This is a genomic window from Paenirhizobium cremeum (assembly GCF_022884085.1).
In the GTDB taxonomy this organism is placed as follows: domain Bacteria; phylum Pseudomonadota; class Alphaproteobacteria; order Rhizobiales; family Rhizobiaceae; genus Allorhizobium; species Allorhizobium cremeum.
The window spans coordinates 1-17592 of sequence record NZ_JAGGCS010000001.1 but is presented as its reverse complement, the minus strand read 5'-3'; the positions used below and the strand labels follow the sequence as shown (position 1 = coordinate 17592).

The window sequence follows — 17592 nt, the reverse complement described above, 5'->3', positions numbered from 1 at the left end:
CTCCACGCACGAATCTTTTACCGCCGATCGTTCTTGCTCCTGCAATGAAGGAGTGCCAAAACAGGCCGATTTGAATTTCAATCGTTTTGAATCGGAGCAGGAAATGCAGCAGGCGGAAATCGGACTGATCGGGCTTGGCGTCATGGGTTCCAATCTGGCGCTCAACATCGCCGAAAAGGGCAACAGGATCGCCGTCTTCAACCGGACGACCGCGCGCACCGACGAATTTCTCGGTGAAGCCGGTCCGCTTGCAGGCCAGATCGTCGCCTGCCATACGATCGAGGAGTTCGTCGCAGCCATCCGGCCGCCCCGCCCGATCATCATCATGATTAAGGCCGGCGATGCCGTGGACCAGCAGATCGATGCCTTGATGCCCCATCTTTCGGGTGGCGACATCATGATCGACGCCGGTAACGCCAATTTCCGCGATACCATGGCGCGCTTCGAGCGGCTTTCTGGCACGGGGCTGACCTTCATCGGCATGGGTGTTTCCGGCGGCGAGGAGGGTGCGCGTCACGGCCCTTCGATCATGGTCGGCGGCACGCCGGAATCCTATGCCCGCGTCGAGTCGGTACTCACCTCGATTGCCGCGAAATACGAGAACGATCCGTGCTGCGCCTGGCTCGGCCCGAATGGCGCTGGCCACTTCGTCAAGACCATCCATAACGGCATCGAATATGCCGACATGCAGATGATCGCCGAGATCTACGGAATCCTGCGCGACGGGCTCGGCAAGGACGCAACCGAGATCGGCTCGATCTTCGGCGGTTGGAACAAGGGCCGGCTCAATTCCTACCTGATCGAGATCACCGAAAAGGTGCTGACGGCTGCAGATCCGGCGACCGACGCTCCCATGGTTGACGTCATTCTCGACAAGGCCGGCCAGAAGGGCACAGGCAAGTGGTCGGTGATCGAGGCGCAGCAGATGGGCATTCCGGCGACCGCCATTGAAGCGGCTGTCGCCGCCCGCAGCCTTTCCTCGATGAAATCCGAGCGCGAAGCGGCGGAAGCCCTGTTCGGAACGGAAAAGCTTCCCTTTGCGCTTTCCGGCGGCAATCTGGAAAACGACCTGGAGCTTGCGCTCTTCGCCGCGAAGATCGCGGCTTACGCGCAGGGCTTTGCGGTCATGGCCGCCGCCAGCAAGGAGTTCGGCTGGGCGCTGCCCATGCCGACCATCGCGAAGATCTGGCGGGCGGGTTGCATCATCCGCTCGCAGTTCCTCGATGAGATTACCCGCGCTTTCACGGCGATGCCGGATGCCGCCAATCTGATCGTCACGCCGGCCTTCTCGGCCATGGTCAAGGAAAGCCTGCCTTCGCTTCGCCGCGTCGTTGCCGCAGCCGTATCCGCCGGGCTACCGGTTCCCGCACTCGCCTCGGCGCTCACTTATTTCGACGCCTACCGGCAGTCTCGCGGCACGGCGAACCTTATCCAGGCGCAGCGCGATTTCTTCGGCGCCCACGGTTTCGACCGCACCGACGGCAAGGATATCCATCACGGCCCGTGGGGCAGCGGCGCAGGCGCTGCGTAAGGCAAGCCCAGCGAACAGTTACTGCATGCGAGAACCGGCATTGAACCGGTTCCCGTTGCGAACAAGGGCGTCCATTCGTCCCGTCGCGGTGCTCGGGCTTTTTCCGGGCATCTGCCGTGAATGCCGAAAAGGTTGTCGGTAAACGAAATCGGTGGGCCCGTTCCTGTCATTCATCTTTCGGCGTCGGGCCAGACAGGCAGGCTGATGCTCTGAAGATCCTCGGGGTCGGCGCCGTCGATGCATGCGATCACGGCTTTTGCCAGTTCGCGGCCGGCCTGGCGAACATCCTCGAAGGCCGTGATGATTTCGGGCCTTATCCAGTTGAGGATCGGGATCGCCTGTTTCGAGACGAGGTCGACATCACTCCCGACATGTTTTCCCGCCGCCTCGATGCCGGCATTCACCGCAACGGCGGCGCTGCCGGCGGAACAGACGATGCCGTCGGGCGCGTCATCGGAACGCATCAGCGCTTCGATGGCGTTGCGAATGTCCGGCAGGGGCGAGTCGATGGTGACCCGCAGCGGTATTTCCTGTGCGCCGAAGCGATGAAGCGCGGAAAGAAAGCCCTCGCGGGTATGGGTATAATAGGTAAGCTTGCTCGGGGGCTGGAGCAGGGCGATGCGACGGCGGCCGCGTTCGACCAGACGTTCCACGGCCTGCCGGGAAAAGGCCTCGTTGTCGAAATCGTGATAGGGATGCACCAGTCCGCAATCCGTGCGGCCGTGGGTGGCGAACGGCATGTTCTGCTCGACGAGCAGCCGAACGCGCGGATCGTCCGGCTCGATCCGGGAGATGATGACGCCATCCGCCGAACCGGTATCGAGAATATAACGAACCGGCAGCATCGGGTCCTTGCTGTGGGAATGCGGCGTCACGACGATGTGATAGGGTGTGCCGGACAAGACTTCCGAAATGCCGAAGACCATCTGGCTCGAGAACCCCATGATCTCCTCGTCGATGCTCAGGACCAGCGCAATGACATTGGTCTTGCCGGTGCGTAGGCGGACGCCGGCCCTGTTGGGCTGATAGCCGAGCTGGCGGGCGACGGCACGCACGCGTTCCTTGGTTTCCGCGCCGATGTCGGGAGCATCCTTCAGGGCGCGGGAGACGGTGGTGATACCCAATCCTGTCATGAAGGCAATGGTCTTGAGAGTGGGTCGCTCCTTGGTCTCTGCCGCAAGAGCCGAGACGGCTCTTTCATTTCCGTTTTTCATGCTGTCCCCGTCACTGCCCCTTCAGGCAGTATAGTTACCTTATCGACGACTGCAAACGCATCCTCATTCTCTGAACGATGAAGTTCCAGTCGAAATCTGTAACGTTACAGTTCATTTGTCGAGCGATTTCCATGCTGCAATGCGATACCGCAGCAACTTTTAAGTGCGGTTGCATTGCGGCTCTCTAAGGTTGCGCTGCAGCGAATGGTTCGGCGTGCGACGCGATAAGATAATCCGCGGTACTGCGCCTAATTATGGTAAGTTATCGTTTTCCTTCCAACTTTCTCTGAGCGTCGCGAGAGACCGATATCCCTGAAATGGGCTGAGATTTCACTCCCTCATAGGTAGAAGAAATCATGAGGAAAATAAAAATCGTTTCCGCCGGTTGCGTGGTTAAATTGATTCGAATAGATTTTTACGGCAACGTTTCAGTGAGGGAGGAGACTCATGAATTTTCGTAGCGTCGCGGCGTTTCTGGCCGCAAGCGTGGTGCTGCCTCTGGGCGCCGTCCAGGCCGCCGATCTCGAGGTTACCCATTGGTGGACGTCCGGTGGCGAGGCCGCGGCGGTCGCCGAACTCGCCAAGGCCTTCGATGCCACCGGCAATAAATGGGTCGATGGCGCCATCGCCGGCTCCGGCGGAACGGCGCGGCCGATCATGGTGAGCCGCATCACCGGCGGCGATCCGATGGGCGCCACCCAGTTCAACCATGGCCGTCAGGCGGAAGAACTCGTCCAGTCGGGCCTGATGCGCGATCTCACGGATGTGGCGACCAAGGAAAACTGGAAGGAAATCATCCGTCCGGCAAGCCTGCTGGACAGCTGCACCATCGACGGCAAGATCTATTGCGCGCCGGTCAATATCCATTCCTGGCAGTGGCTCTGGCTTTCCAATGAGGCCTTCAGCAAGGCCGGTGTCGCGGTTCCCAACAACTGGGACGAATTCGTCGCGGCCGCACCGGCGCTCGAAAAGGCCGGCATCGTGCCGCTCGCCGTTGGCGGTCAGCCCTGGCAGTCGAACGGCGCCTTCGACGTCTTGTTTCTTGCGCTTGCCGGCAAGGACACCTTCCTGAAGGTGTTCGGGGACAAGGATGCGGACGTCGCGGCGGGACCGGAGATCGCCAAGGTCTTCAAGGCAGCGGACGATGCACGCCGCATGTCGAAGGGCACCAATGTTCAGGACTGGAACCAGGCGACCAACATGGTCATCACCGGCAAGGCCGGCGGCCAGATCATGGGTGACTGGGCACAGGGCGAGTTCGCGCTCGCAGGCAAGGTTGCCGGCAAAGACTATACCTGCCTGCCGGGCCTCGGCGTCAATCCCGTCATCGCCACCGGCGGGGACGCTTTCTACTTCCCGCTCTTGAAGGACGAAGAGAAAGCCAAGGCCCAGGAAGCTCTCGCTTCGACGTTGGTCGCACCGGCGACGCAGGTTGCCTTCAACCTGAAGAAGGGGTCTCTGCCGGTGCGCGGCGACGTCGATCTTGCCGCTGCCAACGACTGCATGAAGAAGGGTCTCGATATCCTTGCCAAGGGCGACGTGATCCAGTGGACGGACCAGCTCCTGTCGGCGGACAGCCAGAAGCAGAAGGAGGACCTGTTCTCCGAATTCTTCGCCAATCCGTCGATGACGCCGGAAGATGCGCAGAAGCGCTTCGTGGATATCATCGCTTCGGCCGACTGATCGCATTCTCCCGAGACATCCGGCGCGGGCGGCAAGACCCGCGCCGGGTTTGCCATCCGGGATAAGATGCCTTGCGGATCGTACCTGCATGACGGACCGGAAACCTCGTGTTTTGCGGAATTTGTCCTGCGGGGAGTGCTGGATCACGAAGAAGGAGTGACCCATGAACGGCCATTCGACGGGCCAATCGGCGAACCGGGGACGTCCGGGACGTCCCAATCATTTGTTGCGCAATCTCAATTCCAAGATTGCTTCCATTCCGATGGTCCTGACCGCTCTCGTCATCTTTCTCGGGGGCACGATCTGGACGATCGTCTATTCGTTCACCAATTCGAAGCTCTTGCCGCGGCTGAAATTCGTCGGGATAGAGCAGTATGAGCGTTTGTGGGTGGCACCCCGCTGGCTTGTCTCGATCGAAAACCTGGCGATCTACGGCATCTTCACGCTGATCTTCAGCCTCGTCATCGGCTTCGTGCTCGCGGCGCTGATGGACCAGAAGATCCGCTTCGAAAATGCCTTCCGGACGATCTTCCTCTATCCGTTCGCGCTGTCCTTCATCGTGACGGGTCTCGTCTGGCAATGGGTGCTCAATCCGGAATTCGGCATCCAGTCCGTGGTCCGCAGCCTCGGCTGGACGAGCTTCACCTTCGATCCGCTCTATAATTCCGACATCGTCATCTATGGGGTGCTGATCGCCGGTCTCTGGCAGGGGACGGGTCTCGTCATGTGCCTGCTGCTGGCCGGGCTGCGCGGCATCGACGAGGACATCTGGAAGGCGTCGCGGGTCGACGGCATCCCGATCTGGAAAACCTATCTCTTCATCGTGATCCCGATGATGCGGCCGGTCTTCATCACCACGCTGGTCATCATCGCGAGCGGCATCGTGCGGGTCTACGACCTCGTCGTCGCGCAGACCAGCGGCGGACCGGGCATCGCTTCCGAAGTGCCGGCGAAATATGTCTACGACTATATGTTCCAGGCGCAGAACCTGGGGCAGGGGTTCGCCGCCTCCACCATGATGCTGGTCACCGTGGCGATCATCATCGTTCCCTGGGCCTATCTCGAATTCGGAGGAAGGAAGCGTGGCTGACACCGGTTCCCTCAACGCAATCGCCGCCGGAACGGAGACCGTGTCCGACCGGCTTCAGGCAGGACCGCGCGGCGCCAGACCCCGTCGCCTGCTTTCTCCGCGCAACATCATGATCTATGGCACGCTGTTCGTGGCGGCGGCCTATTACCTGTTGCCGCTTTATGTGATGGTGGTCACATCCTTGAAGGGCATGCCGGAAATCAGGCTCGGCAATATCTTCTCGCCGCCGGTCGAGATTACGTTCGAGCCCTGGGTCAAGGCCTGGGCGACGGCCTGCACCGGCCTCAATTGCGACGGCCTTTCACGCGGCTTCTGGAACTCGGTGAGGATCACCGTCCCCTCGACGCTGATCTCGATCCTGATCGCCTCGGTCAACGGCTACGCGCTCGCCAACTGGCGCTTCAAGGGGGCGGATTTCTTCTTCACCATCCTGATCGTCGGTGCCTTCATTCCGTATCAGGTGATGATCTATCCAATTGTCATCGTGCTGCGCGAGATCGGGCTTTACGGTTCGCTGGGCGGCCTCGTCATCGTGCACACCATTTTCGGTATGCCGATCCTGACGCTGCTCTTCCGCAACTACTTCACCTCCTTGCCCGAAGAGCTGTTCAAGGCGGCGCGCATCGACGGAGCGGGCTTCTGGCAGATCTATTTCCGCATCATGCTGCCGATGTCGCTGCCGATTTTCGTCGTCGCGATGATCCTGCAGGTGACGGGCATCTGGAACGACTTCCTGTTCGGTGTTGTGTTCACCCGGCCGGAATATTACCCGATGACGGTCCAGCTCAACAACATCGTCAACTCCGTCCAGGGGGTGAAGGAGTACAACGTCAACATGGCCGCCACGCTGCTGACCGGCGCGGTCCCGCTCATCGTCTATTTCGTATCCGGCCGGCTTTTTGTCCGCGGCATCGCCGCCGGCGCAGTGAAGGGTTAAGTGCATATGTCCTACAGTGTATCGATCAAGGATCTGTCTTTGAGTTTCGGCGCGGTCAACGTGCTGCAGAACCTCAATCTCGACATCCGGGACGGCGAGTTTCTCGTGCTGCTGGGATCATCCGGCTGCGGGAAGTCGACCCTGCTCAACTGCATCGCCGGTCTGCTGGAGCCGACCGACGGGCAGATCTTCATCAAGGACCGCAACGTCACCTGGGAGGAACCCAAGGACCGCGGAATCGGCATGGTGTTCCAGTCCTACGCGCTCTATCCGCAGATGAGCGTGGAGAAGAACCTTTCCTTCGGTCTCAGGGTCGCCAAGGTGCCGGCGGAGAAGATCCGGGAAAAGGTGGCGCGCGCCGCCGAGATCCTGCAGATCCAGCAATTGCTCGACCGCAAGCCGGCAGCGCTATCCGGCGGCCAGCGCCAGCGCGTCGCGATCGGCCGGGCGCTGGTGCGCGACGTCGATGTCTTCCTCTTCGACGAGCCGCTGTCGAACCTCGATGCTAAGCTGCGTTCCGAACTGCGCGTGGAGATCAAGCGGCTGCACCAGTCGCTGAAGAACACGATGATCTACGTCACCCACGACCAGATCGAGGCGCTGACGCTGGCGGATCGCATCGCCATCATGAAGAGCGGCGTGATCCAGCAGCTCGACGATCCCATGGTGATCTACAACCGACCGAAGAACCTGTTCGTCGCCGGCTTCATCGGTTCGCCGCCGATGAACTTCTTCCGGGGAGAACTTGTCGAGCGCGGGGGCAGAGTGGCCTTCACCACCGGCGGAGTCGATTTTTCGCTTTCCGGCTACGAGGCGGGCGCTCCGCTTAACGCGGGCCGCAAGGTCGTGCTGGGGGTCAGGCCGGAACACATCATGCTCGACGAGGACGTGCCTCAAGGCGCCGAGCTTCACGAGGCGACCGTCGACATCGAGGAGCCGATGGGAGCCGACAACCTGCTCTGGCTGAAACATGCCGGCCACGTCATTTCGGTCCGGACGGCGGGCACCCGTCGTTACAGGCCGGGCACGAAGGTGCGCCTCGGCTTCGACATGAACGTCGCCTCGCTTTTCGACGCCGGCACGGAGGAGCGGATTTGAACGGCCGTGGTCGGATCTGCCCGTGACCCATACCCCCTCCACCCGTTCAGACAGGGAGAAGATGCCGGCGGGTGGATGAGGGGCAGGGCTTAAGTTTCGTGAAAACGGGCGAACCCGCCCAGCATATCTTTGAGATCAGAAGCATGACGGACAGATCAGATTTCAAGCTCGACCTCTCAGGCGAATGGCGGCTTTCCTCGGCCGACGGCGAACATTTGGCGACGATCGTGCTGCCCGGCGACGTTCATTCGGCCCTGCAGGCGGCGGGCATCATTCCCGATCCGTATTTCGGTCGCAACGAGGAGGCTGTGCAGTGGGTGGCCGAGCGGGAGTGGTCGGTCGAACGATCCTTCTTCGTCGATCGTGCGGAAGGCAACTGGTATCTCGACATCGACTATCTCGACACGGTGGCCGTTGTGTTCGTCAACGACGTGCCGGTTCTTTCGGCTGACAACTGCTTCCGCCGTTACCGGCCCGATGTCTCCGAGGCAATCGAACCCGGCGAAAACCGCATTCGAATTCATTTCCATTCGAGCATTGCAGCCGGTGCCGAACGGCAGGCGCGGCAGCCTTTCTACATTCCCTATCATGACGGCAATTCACCGATCCCGAACGGCAACATGCTGCGCAAGCCGCAGTGCCATTTCGGCTGGGACTGGAATATCGCCGTCGCACCGCTCGGCCTTTACGGCACGATCGCGTTAAAGAGGCTCGATCCCGCGCGGATCGAACATGTCGAAACCGAGCAGGTTCACCTCGAAGACGGCGGTGTTGATCTTCATGTCACGCTGACGCTGTTTTCGGCCGAGCCGGCCGTCGTGCCCGTTCATTTCGAATTCGCTGGCGAAAGAGTGAGGCTCGATTGCGGCATTGCCGCGGGGGAGACCCGCATCAGCCATGTATTTCATGTCGAAAGCCCCAGGCTCTGGTGGCCGGCGGGCAGCGGCGAGCAGGCGCTTTACGCTCTCGTTATCGACATTCCCGGCGAGACGGTCACCCGGCAGATCGGGCTTCGGACCATCGAACTCCTGACCGATGCGGATGAGGCCGGCAGCCGCTTTGCCTTCCGGATCAACGGCCGGGAAATTTTCTGCCGCGGCGCCAACTGGATACCGGCCGACGCACTTTATTCGCGCACGGACAGGGACAAGACGGAAGACCTCCTGAACTCGGCCGTCGAAGCCAACATGAACATGATCCGCGTCTGGGGCGGCGGTTTCTACGAGGCCGACTGGTTCTACGATCTCTGCGACCGTCTCGGCCTCATGGTCTGGCAGGACTTCATGTTTGCCTGCAACCTTTATCCCTGCAGCGAGGATTTCCTGTCGAACGTCGCCCAGGAGGTCGATTATCAAGTCCGGCGACTTTCCTCGCATCCGTCCATCGCACTCTGGTGCGGCGACAACGAACTGGTGGGCGCGCTCACCTGGTTCCCAGAATCGGTCAGGAACCGCGACCGCTATCTCGTCGCCTATGACAGGCTCAACCGGACGATCGAACAGGGCGTGAAGAAGGCGTTTCCACAGGCCATCTGGTGGCCGTCGAGCCCCGCATCCGGCTATCTCGATTACGGCGACGCCTGGCATGCAGACGGCTCCGGCGACATGCATTACTGGTCGGTCTGGCACGAGAACAAGTCGTTCGACAATTACCGCAGCGTCAAGCCGCGCTTCTGCTCCGAGTTCGGCTTCCAGTCCTACACGTCGCTGCCTGTTATCCGCGGGTTTGCGGAGGAGGCCGACCTCAACATAGCCTCCCCGGTGATCGAGCTTCACCAGAAGAATGCCGGCGGCAACGAGCGGATCGCCGGCACCATGTTCCGCTATTTCCGTTTCCCGAGCGATTTTTCCAGATTCGTCTATCTCTCGCAGATCCAGCAGGGACTGGCGATCCGCACGGCCGTCGATTACTGGCGCTCGCTGAAACCCCATTGCATGGGCACGCTTTACTGGCAGCTTAACGACACCTGGCCGGTCGCCTCCTGGTCGAGCCTTGACTATGGCGGCGGCTGGAAGGCGATGCACTACATGGCGCGCCGGTTCTTCCAGCCGGTCAACGTCGCGGCCATTCCGGCCGCCGACGGCACACGCATCGCAATCTCCATGGTCAACGACACGGCCGATCCGGTCGCAATCGACCTGACGCTGTTTGCGCTGACACTGGGCGGTGAACGCATTCCGCTCCGGAGCACAAGTGGCATCTGCCCGCCGGACCGGGCGGGAACATTGGTCGAAATCGAGGAAACGGACATTCCCGTCGACTGCCTTCTCGCCTGGAGCTTCACGGCATCGAACGGCATGACCGGCGAGGGGCACTACGTTACGGACACCTACAAGGCGCTGGAGCTCAGGCCGGCCGGTCTCGAAACCGCGGTCACCGAGACGGGAGGCGGCTCCTTCGAAATCGCCGTCAGCGCGCAAGGCCTCGCCTTGTTCGTCATGCTGGAAGCGGATGTCGGCGGTCGTTTTTCCGACAATGCCTTCGACCTCCACGCCGGCGAGATGCGCCGTATCGTCTTCAAGCCGTCCGTGCCGCTAGCCGCCGGCGCGCTTCCGGGAATTACCGTCTACGACCTTCAGGGCAGCCACTCAGCCGGCTGAACGATTTTACACAGAACCGGGGGCGGCACTCTCAAGGTCCAGCCCAGCAATAAGAGGAATGACCCCATGACCAAGCTTGGTTTCCAGCTTTACAGCGCCCGCAATTTCCAACCTTTTTCCGCGATCTTTCCGCAACTCTCAGAAGCCGGCTACACCCATGTGGAAGGCTATGGCGCGATGTATGCCTCGCTCGACGATACCGGTCTCGACAAGCTCCGTGCGGAACTCGATGCGAACGGGCTCACCATGCCGACCGGCCATTTCGGTCTCGATATGCTCGAAGGCGATGCTGGCAGGGCATTGAGGATAGTCAAAGCGCTCGGGATCGAGGCCGTTTATTGCCCCTATCTCATGCCGGATGCCCGGCCGAAGGACGAGGTCGGCTGGTTCTCCTTCGGCAAGCGCCTGCAGGAGGCAGGCAAGCCGTTCCGTGATGCCGGTCTGGTCTTCGGCTGGCACAATCACGATTTCGAATTCGCGACGCTCCCGGATGGCTCGACGCCCCAGGAGCAGATCTTTGCCGGCGGGCCGGAACTCTCCTGGGAGGCAGACATCGCCTGGATCATCCGCGGCAAGGCCGATCCATTTGCCTGGATCGAGAGCTACGGCAAGCGTATCAGCGCCGTTCACGTCAAGGACATAGCCGCGGCGGGAACCAATATCGATGAGGACGGCTGGGCGGATGTCGGGCACGGTACCGTACCATGGAAGGATCTCATGGCGGCGCTCAGGCCCTATGGTGTGGCCCATTATATTCTCGAACATGACAATCCGAAGGACATCGGCCGCCTGATCGCGCGTTCCATCGATGCCTTCAAAACCTACTGACACCCGGACTCTCAGGATACTCCCATGGCACGCGAACTCGGCGTCGGCATCATCGGATGCGGCAATATCTCGACCACCTATTTTTCACTTGCCCCGCTCTTCAAGGGGCTGAAGGTGCTGGCCTGCAGCGACCTCAACATGAACGCCGCGGAAATCAGGGCGGAGGAATACGGCGTCAAGGCGCAGACACTGGACGAACTGCTGGCGAACGACGAGCTCGACATCGTCGTCAACCTGACGATCCCGGATGCACATTACGCCGTCTCCAAGCGTATCCTCGAGGCGGGCAAGCATGTCTACTCGGAAAAACCGTTGGTGCTCAGCCTGTCGGCCGGCGAGGAACTCCGCCGGATCGCCAAGGAAAGGGGGCTTTCGGTGGGCTGCGCGCCCGATACCTTCCTCGGCGGCTCCCATCAGCTTGCCCGCAAGTTCATCGATGACGGTGGAATCGGCCGCGTCACTTCGGGCACCTGCCATGTGATGAGCCCCGGCATGGAGATGTGGCATCCGAACCCGGACTTCTTCTTCCTGCCGGGCGGCGGGCCGATCCTCGACCTCGGACCTTACTACATCGCCAATCTCATCAACCTGATCGGGCCGGTGAAGCGCGTGGCGGCGCTTACTTCCATGGCCTCGGAAACGCGCACCATCACCAGCCAGCCGCGTGCCGGCGAGGTGATCCCCGTCAGGACACCCACCAACATACACGCGCTCCTGGAGTTCGCAAACGGCGCGACGGTCACGCTCTCGGCAAGTTGGGACGTCTGGTCCCACCGCCATGGCAACATGGAACTCTACGGTACGGACGGCTCGCTCTATGTGCCTGATCCGAATTTCTTCGGCGGCAAGGTGGAAGCTTCCGGCCGCGACAAGAACATTGTGCCGCTGGACGCATGGGACCATCCCTTCGGCATCGACAACCAGGAGAGCCCGCAAGGGCCGCGCGCCAACTACCGTACGGCCGGCCTTGCGGACATGGCCGTGGCGATTCTCGATGGCAGGGATGCCCGCTGCTCGCTCGACCGCGCGCTGCATGGCGTCGATGTCATGACCTCCATCCTGAAATCCGGCGAGACGGGTGAGTTCGTCACCCTTTCGACCACCTGCACCCAGCCAGCGGCGCTCGGTATCGAGGAGGCGCAGGCGCTGCTGCGGTGATTTCCTTTCCCCAGCCCCTCTCCATAAGGGGAGGGGCATAGGCGCGCCCGACGATGGATTTCCCGGATGGCTGGGTTAAGCTCACGCTCCTGGGGAAATGCCGCACCCCACGGTTTCTACCCGCTTATGGGGGAGCCGGCAGGCCAGTCTGGGCCCTGTGTCCTGCGGCAACGAGTATTGCATTTGGAGAGACCTTCATGATCTGGCAACCGGCCGAGAACCGCTACGAGCGGATGACCTATAATCGCTGCGGCAGGAGCGGCCTCAAACTACCGGCGATATCGCTCGGGCTCTGGCAGAATTTCGGCGTCGAGACACCGCACGTCACCAAGCAGGCGATCTGCCGGAAAGCTTTCGATCTCGGCATTACCCATTTCGACCTCGCCAACAATTACGGCCCGCCCGGCGGCGCCTCCGAACAGGCTTTCGGCGAAATCCTGAAAACCGATTTCGCCGGTCTCCGGGACGAACTGGTCATATCGACCAAGGCCGGATATCACATGTGGCCGGGTCCCTATGGCGAATGGGGCAGCCGGAAATATCTCATTTCGTCCTGCGACCAGAGCCTCAAGCGGCTCGGCCTCGATTACGTCGACATCTTCTATTCCCACCGCTTCGATCCCGACACGCCGCTCGAGGAAACCTGTGCGGCGCTCGATCACATCGTGCGCTCGGGCAGGGCGCTTTACATCGGCATTTCCTCCTATAATTCGAACCGGACCCGTGCCGCTTACGACATATTGAAATCGCTCGGCACGCCGCTCCTCATCCACCAGCCGAGCTATTCGATGATAAACCGCTGGATCGAGGAGGACGGCCTCGTCGACACGCTGGAGGAACTGGGTGTCGGCGCAATCGTCTTCTCGCCGCTTGCCCAGGGCATGCTGACATCGAAATATCTCGGCGGCATTCCGGCCGGCAGCCGCGCAGCGCTCGACCGTTCGCTCGATCCGGCCTTCCTCAACGAGCGCAACCTCGAAAATATCCGCGCGCTCAACGCTATCGCCGAACGGCGGGGACAGACGCTTGCGCAGATGGCGCTCGCCTGGGTGCTCAGGGGCGGGCGGATCACCTCGGCGCTGATCGGCGCGTCGCGGCCGGAGCAGGTGGAGGACTGTGTCAAGGCTCTGGAGAACAATGCGTTTTCCGAGGCGGAACTGGCCGAGATCGATGTCTATGCCAGGGACGCCGACATTAATATCTGGGCGGCGTCGGCCGAGCGCAAGGGGCCGCCGAGACGGAAGAAATGAAGCTGTGACTGGATACCCCCTCTGTCGGCGGGCCAGAGGGGGGCTCGCGATTTTGGAGGAGAATGCATGATCCTGAACCCCATCCTGCCGGGTTTCAACCCGGACCCGTCGATCTGCCGGGTCGGAGAGGACTACTACATCGCCACCTCGACCTTCGAGTGGTATCCGGGCGTGCAGATTCATCATTCGCGGGATCTGGCGAACTGGCGGCTCGTGCGGCGGCCGCTGGAGCGGGCAAGCCAGCTCGACATGCGCGGCAATCCCGACAGCTGCGGTATATGGGCGCCTTGCCTGTCGTTTTCCGACGGCCTGTTCTGGCTGGTCTATACCGACGTCAAACGCTTCGACGGCAACTTCAAGGACGCCCACAACTACATCGTGACGTCGTCCTCGATCGATGGGGAATGGTCCGATCCGGTCTATGTGAACTCTTCCGGTTTCGACCCCTCGCTTTTCCATGACGACGACGGACGCAAGTGGTTCCTCAACATGCAGTGGAACCACCGGTCCGAAAGCTATGGCGGTTCGCCCAAACACCCGGCCTTCGACGGTATCCTGCTGCAGGAATGGGACCCGGTCTCGAAGACGCTCACGGGGCCGGTAAAGAACATCTTCGCGGGGAGCCCGCTCGGGCTGGTGGAGGGACCGCATCTCTTCAAGCGCGACGGCTGGTACTATCTCACGACGGCCGAGGGCGGCACGGGCTACGACCATGCCGTGACCATGGCGCGGTCCCGGACGATCGACGGCCCCTATGAGACGCATCCGCAGGTGCATCTCATCACCGCGAAGGACCACCCGCAGGCAACGTTGCAGAGGGCAGGGCACGGCCAATATGTCGAAACGCCGGAAGGCGAGGCCTATCACACCCATCTCTGCGGACGGCCGCTTCCTCCGTTGCGGAGATGCACGCTCGGCCGCGAAACGGCGATCCAGAAATGCGTCTGGCGGGATGACGGCTGGCTCTATCTCGCCGATGGCGGCCCGGTACCCGCGGTCAGCGTCGAGGCGCCCTTTACGGTGACCCGGAGCGAACGTCCGGAAATCGTCCGAAGCGATTTCCATGGCGTGAAACTGCCGGAAGAGTTCCAGTGGCTCAGAACTCCAGAACCCTACCGTCTCTTCAGCCTGACGCGACGCCCCGGACATCTTCGGCTCTTCGGACGCGAAAGCATCGGTTCCTGGTTCGAGCAGTCGCTCGTCGCCCGGCGGCAGGAGGATCACTGCTTCCGGGCCGAGACGAGGGTCGAATTCGACCCGGACACCTATCAGCAGGTCGCCGGACTGACCCATTATTATAATCGCCACAAGTTCCATGCGCTGGGGATGACGCTGCATGAAAAACTCGGACGTGTCCTGACGATCCTATCCTGCCCCGGCGATTATCCGGAGGGACGACTGGAGTTTCCGGCAGGCCATGGCATTCCGGTGCCGGAGGGAGCGCTCGATCTCGCCCTGGAGGTCATCGACAACGCGGCGCAATTCTTCTGGCGCGCGGCCGGTGAGGATCGCTGGCAGCCGATCGGCCCGGCGCTCGATGCCGGCGTCGTCTCAGACGAGGGCGGGCGCGGAGAACACGGCTCCTTCACCGGCGCGTTTGTCGGCATGTTCGCCTTCGATATCAGCGGGCGCGCAAAGCCCGCCGATTTCGACTGGTTCGTCTATCGCAGGCTTTGAAAGGAAAGGGCGGCTCGCGGCCGCCCTTTTGTTTGACAGGTGAAGCCGGCTTAGCCGAGGCGCTCGGCGTGCCACTTCAGGTGATCGTCCATGAAGGTGGAGATGAAGAAATAAGAGTGGTCGTAGCGCTCGTGCATCCGGAGCGTCAGGCCGATGTCCGTGCCCTTGATCGCCTCTTCGAACAGCCAGGGCTTCAGGCCGGTTTCGAGGAAGCTGTCGGCCTTGCCCTGATCGATCAGGAATTCCGGGAAGCGCGCGCCGTCCTCGACCAGCGCGCAGGCGTCGTAGGGCCGCCATGCAGCCTGATCCTCGCCGAGATACTTGGTGAAGGCGTCGGGCGTCCAGTCGGCCGTCGAGGGGCTGACGATCGGCGCAAACGCCGAGCAGCTCCTGTAGGTTTCGGGGTTCTTCAGCGCGATGGTCATGGCGCCATGGCCGCCCATCGAGTGGCCGAAGATGCCCTGCCGGTCCATGTCGACGCGGAAGTGTTCGGCGACCAGCGCCGGCAGTTCCTGCGTGATGTAGGTGTACATCTGGTAGTTCTCGGACCAGGGTTTTTCGGTCGCATCGAGATACATGCCCGCGCCCTTGCCCATCTTCCAGTTGGTCAGTTCGTCCGGCACGTCGTTGCCGCGCGGGCTGGTGTCGGGGCAGACGATGATGAGGCCGAGTTCGGAAGCCATGCGGCGATACTCGCCTTTTTCCATGACGTTGGCATGGGTGCAGGTGAGGCCCGAGAGATACCAGAGGACCGGCCGCTTTTCCTTGATCGCCTGCGGCGGTACGAAGACGGCAAAGGTCATCTCGCACCGGCAAGCCTCGGAGTCGTGGGAAAAGACGCCCTGCATGCCGTCGAAGGCGGTGTTCTGGGAGATGATTTTCATGACAATACCTCTGATGGAGCAGATCAGCCTGCCAGTGAAACCGCGGCATTCACGGCGGCGGCGACAAGCACGGTGTTGAAAAAATAGGAAACGATCGCATGCAGCAGGTTGATGCGCCGCATGTGTGTCGTGGTGATCTCGGTATCTGAAGTCTGGGCGGTCATGCCGATGACGAAGGAGAAATACAGAAAGTCCCAGCCGCTTGGTTCTTCGGTGCCGGGAAACTCCAGTCCGCCACGTTTGTCCGCGCCTTCCTCCGTGCTCTCCGGGCGCCAGAAAAGATGGGCATAGTGCATCGCGGCCATGGTGTGGATTGTCATCCAGCCGAGAATGACCGAGCAGAAGGCAAGCCCGAGGGTCCAGCCGGTCGAGGCTGTCACATGGTTGAGCGCCAGAAACAGCGAAATGACGGTGACAGCAACGGCAAGCAGCGTCACCGCGATGATGGCAAGCGCCGGGGCGTCATCAACCTCGGCACTTGCCCTGAAATGGGCAGCGGTCAGCGCCGGCATGCGGCGGGCGATCTGCGAGAGATAGCCGAGAAAAAAGACGATGGCCGCAATTTCCACCGTGAAGCCGGGAACGAGCGGTATGGTGATCGGCAGAGTGACCAACGCCAGCAACAGGGCGATGACGAACGGCTGATGCCGCCGGTCGATGCCGTATCGCTTTCCTCCCTGCTTCATCGCCATTTTCCTAAAGACGTTCCGTCATTTCTTGACCCTGCGGCAGAGCCGGTCAAGCGTTTCGAGAAAGGCGGAGCGGTCGCGTGGGGAGAAGGCGGCATTGTAACCCTTGCTTTCGCCTGTTTCGCGCAGATGCGCGCCGAGGTCCCGCATGGCGGTGGCCATGCCGATATTCGTGGCGTCGAAGACCCTGCCGGTCGGTCCGGTCACCTGCGCACCGGCGGCGACGCAGCGACCGGCCAGCGGCACGTCGGCCGTAACGACGATGTCGCCGGGGCCGGCCCGTTCGGCGATCCAGTTGTCGGCGGCATCGAACCCGTTGGAGACGATGACGTTTTTCACCATCGGATCGCGCGAAGGGCGAAGGCCGGAATTGGCAACGAATGTCACTTCCAGTCCGTGTCGCTCGGCGACTTTCAGGATTTCCGGCTTCACCGGACAGGCGTCGGCATCGACATAGATCATCGTTGATCCCTCAACATGTCGACATGCGGGATTCCGTCCTCGAGATATTCATCGGAGATCGGCCTGAAACCGAACGAACCGTAGAAGCGCTGCAGGTGCGCCTGGGCGGAAAGCTCGATCGGTTCGTCCGGATAGGCCTTCTCGCATTCGCAGATCGCTTCCCGCATCAGCGCCTCGCCGAGACGTTTTCCCCGATGCTCAGGTGAAACCGTCACCCGGCCGATCCGCGGGTTTGCGTCCGCTTGCGGTCGCCAAAGTCTGGCGCAGGCGAGGAGTTCCGGACCATTCATCAGGCGCAGGTGCAGGCATTCGGGATCGTTGCCGTCGAGTTCGGGATAGGCGCATTGCTGCTCGACGACAAAGACGTCGACACGCATCTTCAGCATGTCATAGAGTTCGATGGCGGAGAACCGGTCCAGTCTCCGCACATCGACGGTATAGGCGGGCAGGGCCTTCAATAGACGACGACGCCGCGGATGGATTCACCCTTG

At 61.5% G+C, this 17592-nt stretch carries 15 protein-coding genes; 10 read left to right on the top strand and 5 right to left on the bottom strand.

Annotated elements, in window-relative coordinates:
* The first annotated feature begins 103 nt into the window (after positions 1–103).
* Positions 104–1531 carry an NADP-dependent phosphogluconate dehydrogenase gene (gene gndA / locus J5N58_RS00075; protein WP_244709057.1) on the top strand — a complete coding sequence of 476 codons (1428 nt, stop codon included), beginning with the start codon at positions 104–106 and terminating at the stop codon, positions 1529–1531.
* A 170-nt stretch (positions 1532–1701) separates the two neighbouring features.
* On the opposite strand, the gene J5N58_RS00070 is transcribed toward gndA, so the two are convergent.
* Positions 1702–2745, bottom strand: a complete 1044-nt coding sequence (locus J5N58_RS00070) for a LacI family transcriptional regulator (protein ID WP_244709054.1) — start codon at positions 2743–2745, stop codon at positions 1702–1704.
* Between the two features lie 447 nt (positions 2746–3192).
* On the opposite strand from J5N58_RS00070, the gene J5N58_RS00065 reads away from it, so the two are divergent.
* From J5N58_RS00065 to J5N58_RS00025, 9 genes are all read left to right on the top strand, one after another.
* Complete coding sequence (locus tag J5N58_RS00065; RefSeq protein WP_113340270.1) at positions 3193–4428, top strand: ABC transporter substrate-binding protein; 1236 nt, start codon at positions 3193–3195, stop codon at positions 4426–4428.
* 163 nt (positions 4429–4591) lie between these two features.
* Positions 4592–5518: a carbohydrate ABC transporter permease gene (locus J5N58_RS00060; RefSeq protein WP_244709052.1), complete on the top strand. Its 927-nt coding sequence runs from the start codon at positions 4592–4594 to the stop codon at positions 5516–5518.
* The gene (locus J5N58_RS00055) at positions 5511–6455 is read left to right on the top strand and encodes a carbohydrate ABC transporter permease (RefSeq protein WP_244709050.1); all 945 of its coding nucleotides are present in this window, start codon (positions 5511–5513) and stop codon (positions 6453–6455) included. The genes J5N58_RS00060 and J5N58_RS00055 overlap by 8 nt, the downstream gene beginning before the upstream one ends.
* 6 nt (positions 6456–6461) lie before the next feature.
* Positions 6462–7553 carry an ABC transporter ATP-binding protein gene (locus J5N58_RS00050; protein ID WP_113424814.1) on the top strand — a complete coding sequence of 364 codons (1092 nt, stop codon included), beginning with the start codon at positions 6462–6464 and terminating at the stop codon, positions 7551–7553.
* Positions 7554–7696: 143 nt separating this feature from the next.
* Entirely contained in the window at positions 7697–10153 is a 2457-nt protein-coding gene (locus J5N58_RS00045; RefSeq protein ID WP_244709048.1) for a beta-mannosidase, read from the top strand.
* Positions 10154–10219: 66 nt separating this feature from the next.
* Positions 10220–10981: a sugar phosphate isomerase/epimerase family protein gene (locus J5N58_RS00040; protein WP_244709046.1), complete on the top strand. Its 762-nt coding sequence runs from the start codon at positions 10220–10222 to the stop codon at positions 10979–10981.
* A 24-nt stretch (positions 10982–11005) separates the two neighbouring features.
* Positions 11006–12139, top strand: a complete 1134-nt coding sequence (locus tag J5N58_RS00035; RefSeq protein WP_244709044.1) for a Gfo/Idh/MocA family protein — start codon at positions 11006–11008, stop codon at positions 12137–12139.
* Between the two features lie 197 nt (positions 12140–12336).
* Positions 12337–13389: an L-glyceraldehyde 3-phosphate reductase gene (gene mgrA, locus J5N58_RS00030; RefSeq protein WP_112831899.1), complete on the top strand. Its 1053-nt coding sequence runs from the start codon at positions 12337–12339 to the stop codon at positions 13387–13389.
* A gap of 66 nt (positions 13390–13455) precedes the next feature.
* A complete protein-coding gene (locus tag J5N58_RS00025) occupies positions 13456–15066 on the top strand; it encodes a glycoside hydrolase family 43 protein (protein ID WP_112831898.1) in 1611 nt (536 codons plus the stop codon).
* Positions 15067–15116: 50 nt separating this feature from the next.
* On the opposite strand, the gene fghA is transcribed toward J5N58_RS00025, so the two are convergent.
* The 4 genes from fghA to J5N58_RS00005 are packed head-to-tail and all read right to left on the bottom strand — an operon-like array spanning position 15117 to position 17559.
* Positions 15117–15950 carry an S-formylglutathione hydrolase gene (fghA, locus tag J5N58_RS00020; protein WP_113438581.1) on the bottom strand — a complete coding sequence of 278 codons (834 nt, stop codon included), beginning with the start codon at positions 15948–15950 and terminating at the stop codon, positions 15117–15119.
* Between the two features lie 23 nt (positions 15951–15973).
* The gene (locus J5N58_RS00015) at positions 15974–16636 is read right to left on the bottom strand and encodes a DUF1345 domain-containing protein (RefSeq protein ID WP_113443342.1); all 663 of its coding nucleotides are present in this window, start codon (positions 16634–16636) and stop codon (positions 15974–15976) included.
* A gap of 24 nt (positions 16637–16660) precedes the next feature.
* Positions 16661–17101, bottom strand: coding sequence for a YaiI/YqxD family protein (locus J5N58_RS00010; protein ID WP_112831895.1), 441 nt, complete (start codon positions 17099–17101; stop codon positions 16661–16663).
* A complete protein-coding gene (locus tag J5N58_RS00005) occupies positions 17098–17559 on the bottom strand; it encodes a GNAT family N-acetyltransferase (protein WP_244709041.1) in 462 nt (153 codons plus the stop codon). Before J5N58_RS00005 ends, J5N58_RS00010 begins: the two co-directional genes overlap by 4 nt.
* Between the last annotated feature and the right edge of the window lie 33 nt (positions 17560–17592).

What these genes read in the sequence shown, in the direction of transcription:
- gndA (WP_244709057.1), top strand. Translation starts at nt 104, where the DNA reads ATGCAGCAGGCGGAAATCGGACTGATCGGGCTTGGCGTCATGGGTTCC.
- J5N58_RS00070 (WP_244709054.1), bottom strand. Translation starts at nt 2,745, where the DNA reads ATGAAAAACGGAAATGAAAGAGCCGTCTCGGCTCTTGCGGCAGAGACC.
- J5N58_RS00065 (WP_113340270.1), top strand. Translation starts at nt 3,193, where the DNA reads ATGAATTTTCGTAGCGTCGCGGCGTTTCTGGCCGCAAGCGTGGTGCTG.
- J5N58_RS00060 (WP_244709052.1), top strand. Translation starts at nt 4,592, where the DNA reads ATGAACGGCCATTCGACGGGCCAATCGGCGAACCGGGGACGTCCGGGA.
- J5N58_RS00050 (WP_113424814.1), top strand. Translation starts at nt 6,462, where the DNA reads ATGTCCTACAGTGTATCGATCAAGGATCTGTCTTTGAGTTTCGGCGCG.
- J5N58_RS00045 (WP_244709048.1), top strand. Translation starts at nt 7,697, where the DNA reads ATGACGGACAGATCAGATTTCAAGCTCGACCTCTCAGGCGAATGGCGG.
- J5N58_RS00040 (WP_244709046.1), top strand. Translation starts at nt 10,220, where the DNA reads ATGACCAAGCTTGGTTTCCAGCTTTACAGCGCCCGCAATTTCCAACCT.
- J5N58_RS00035 (WP_244709044.1), top strand. Translation starts at nt 11,006, where the DNA reads ATGGCACGCGAACTCGGCGTCGGCATCATCGGATGCGGCAATATCTCG.
- mgrA (WP_112831899.1), top strand. Translation starts at nt 12,337, where the DNA reads ATGATCTGGCAACCGGCCGAGAACCGCTACGAGCGGATGACCTATAAT.
- J5N58_RS00025 (WP_112831898.1), top strand. Translation starts at nt 13,456, where the DNA reads ATGATCCTGAACCCCATCCTGCCGGGTTTCAACCCGGACCCGTCGATC.
- fghA (WP_113438581.1), bottom strand. Translation starts at nt 15,950, where the DNA reads ATGAAAATCATCTCCCAGAACACCGCCTTCGACGGCATGCAGGGCGTC.
- J5N58_RS00015 (WP_113443342.1), bottom strand. Translation starts at nt 16,636, where the DNA reads ATGAAGCAGGGAGGAAAGCGATACGGCATCGACCGGCGGCATCAGCCG.
- J5N58_RS00010 (WP_112831895.1), bottom strand. Translation starts at nt 17,101, where the DNA reads ATGATCTATGTCGATGCCGACGCCTGTCCGGTGAAGCCGGAAATCCTG.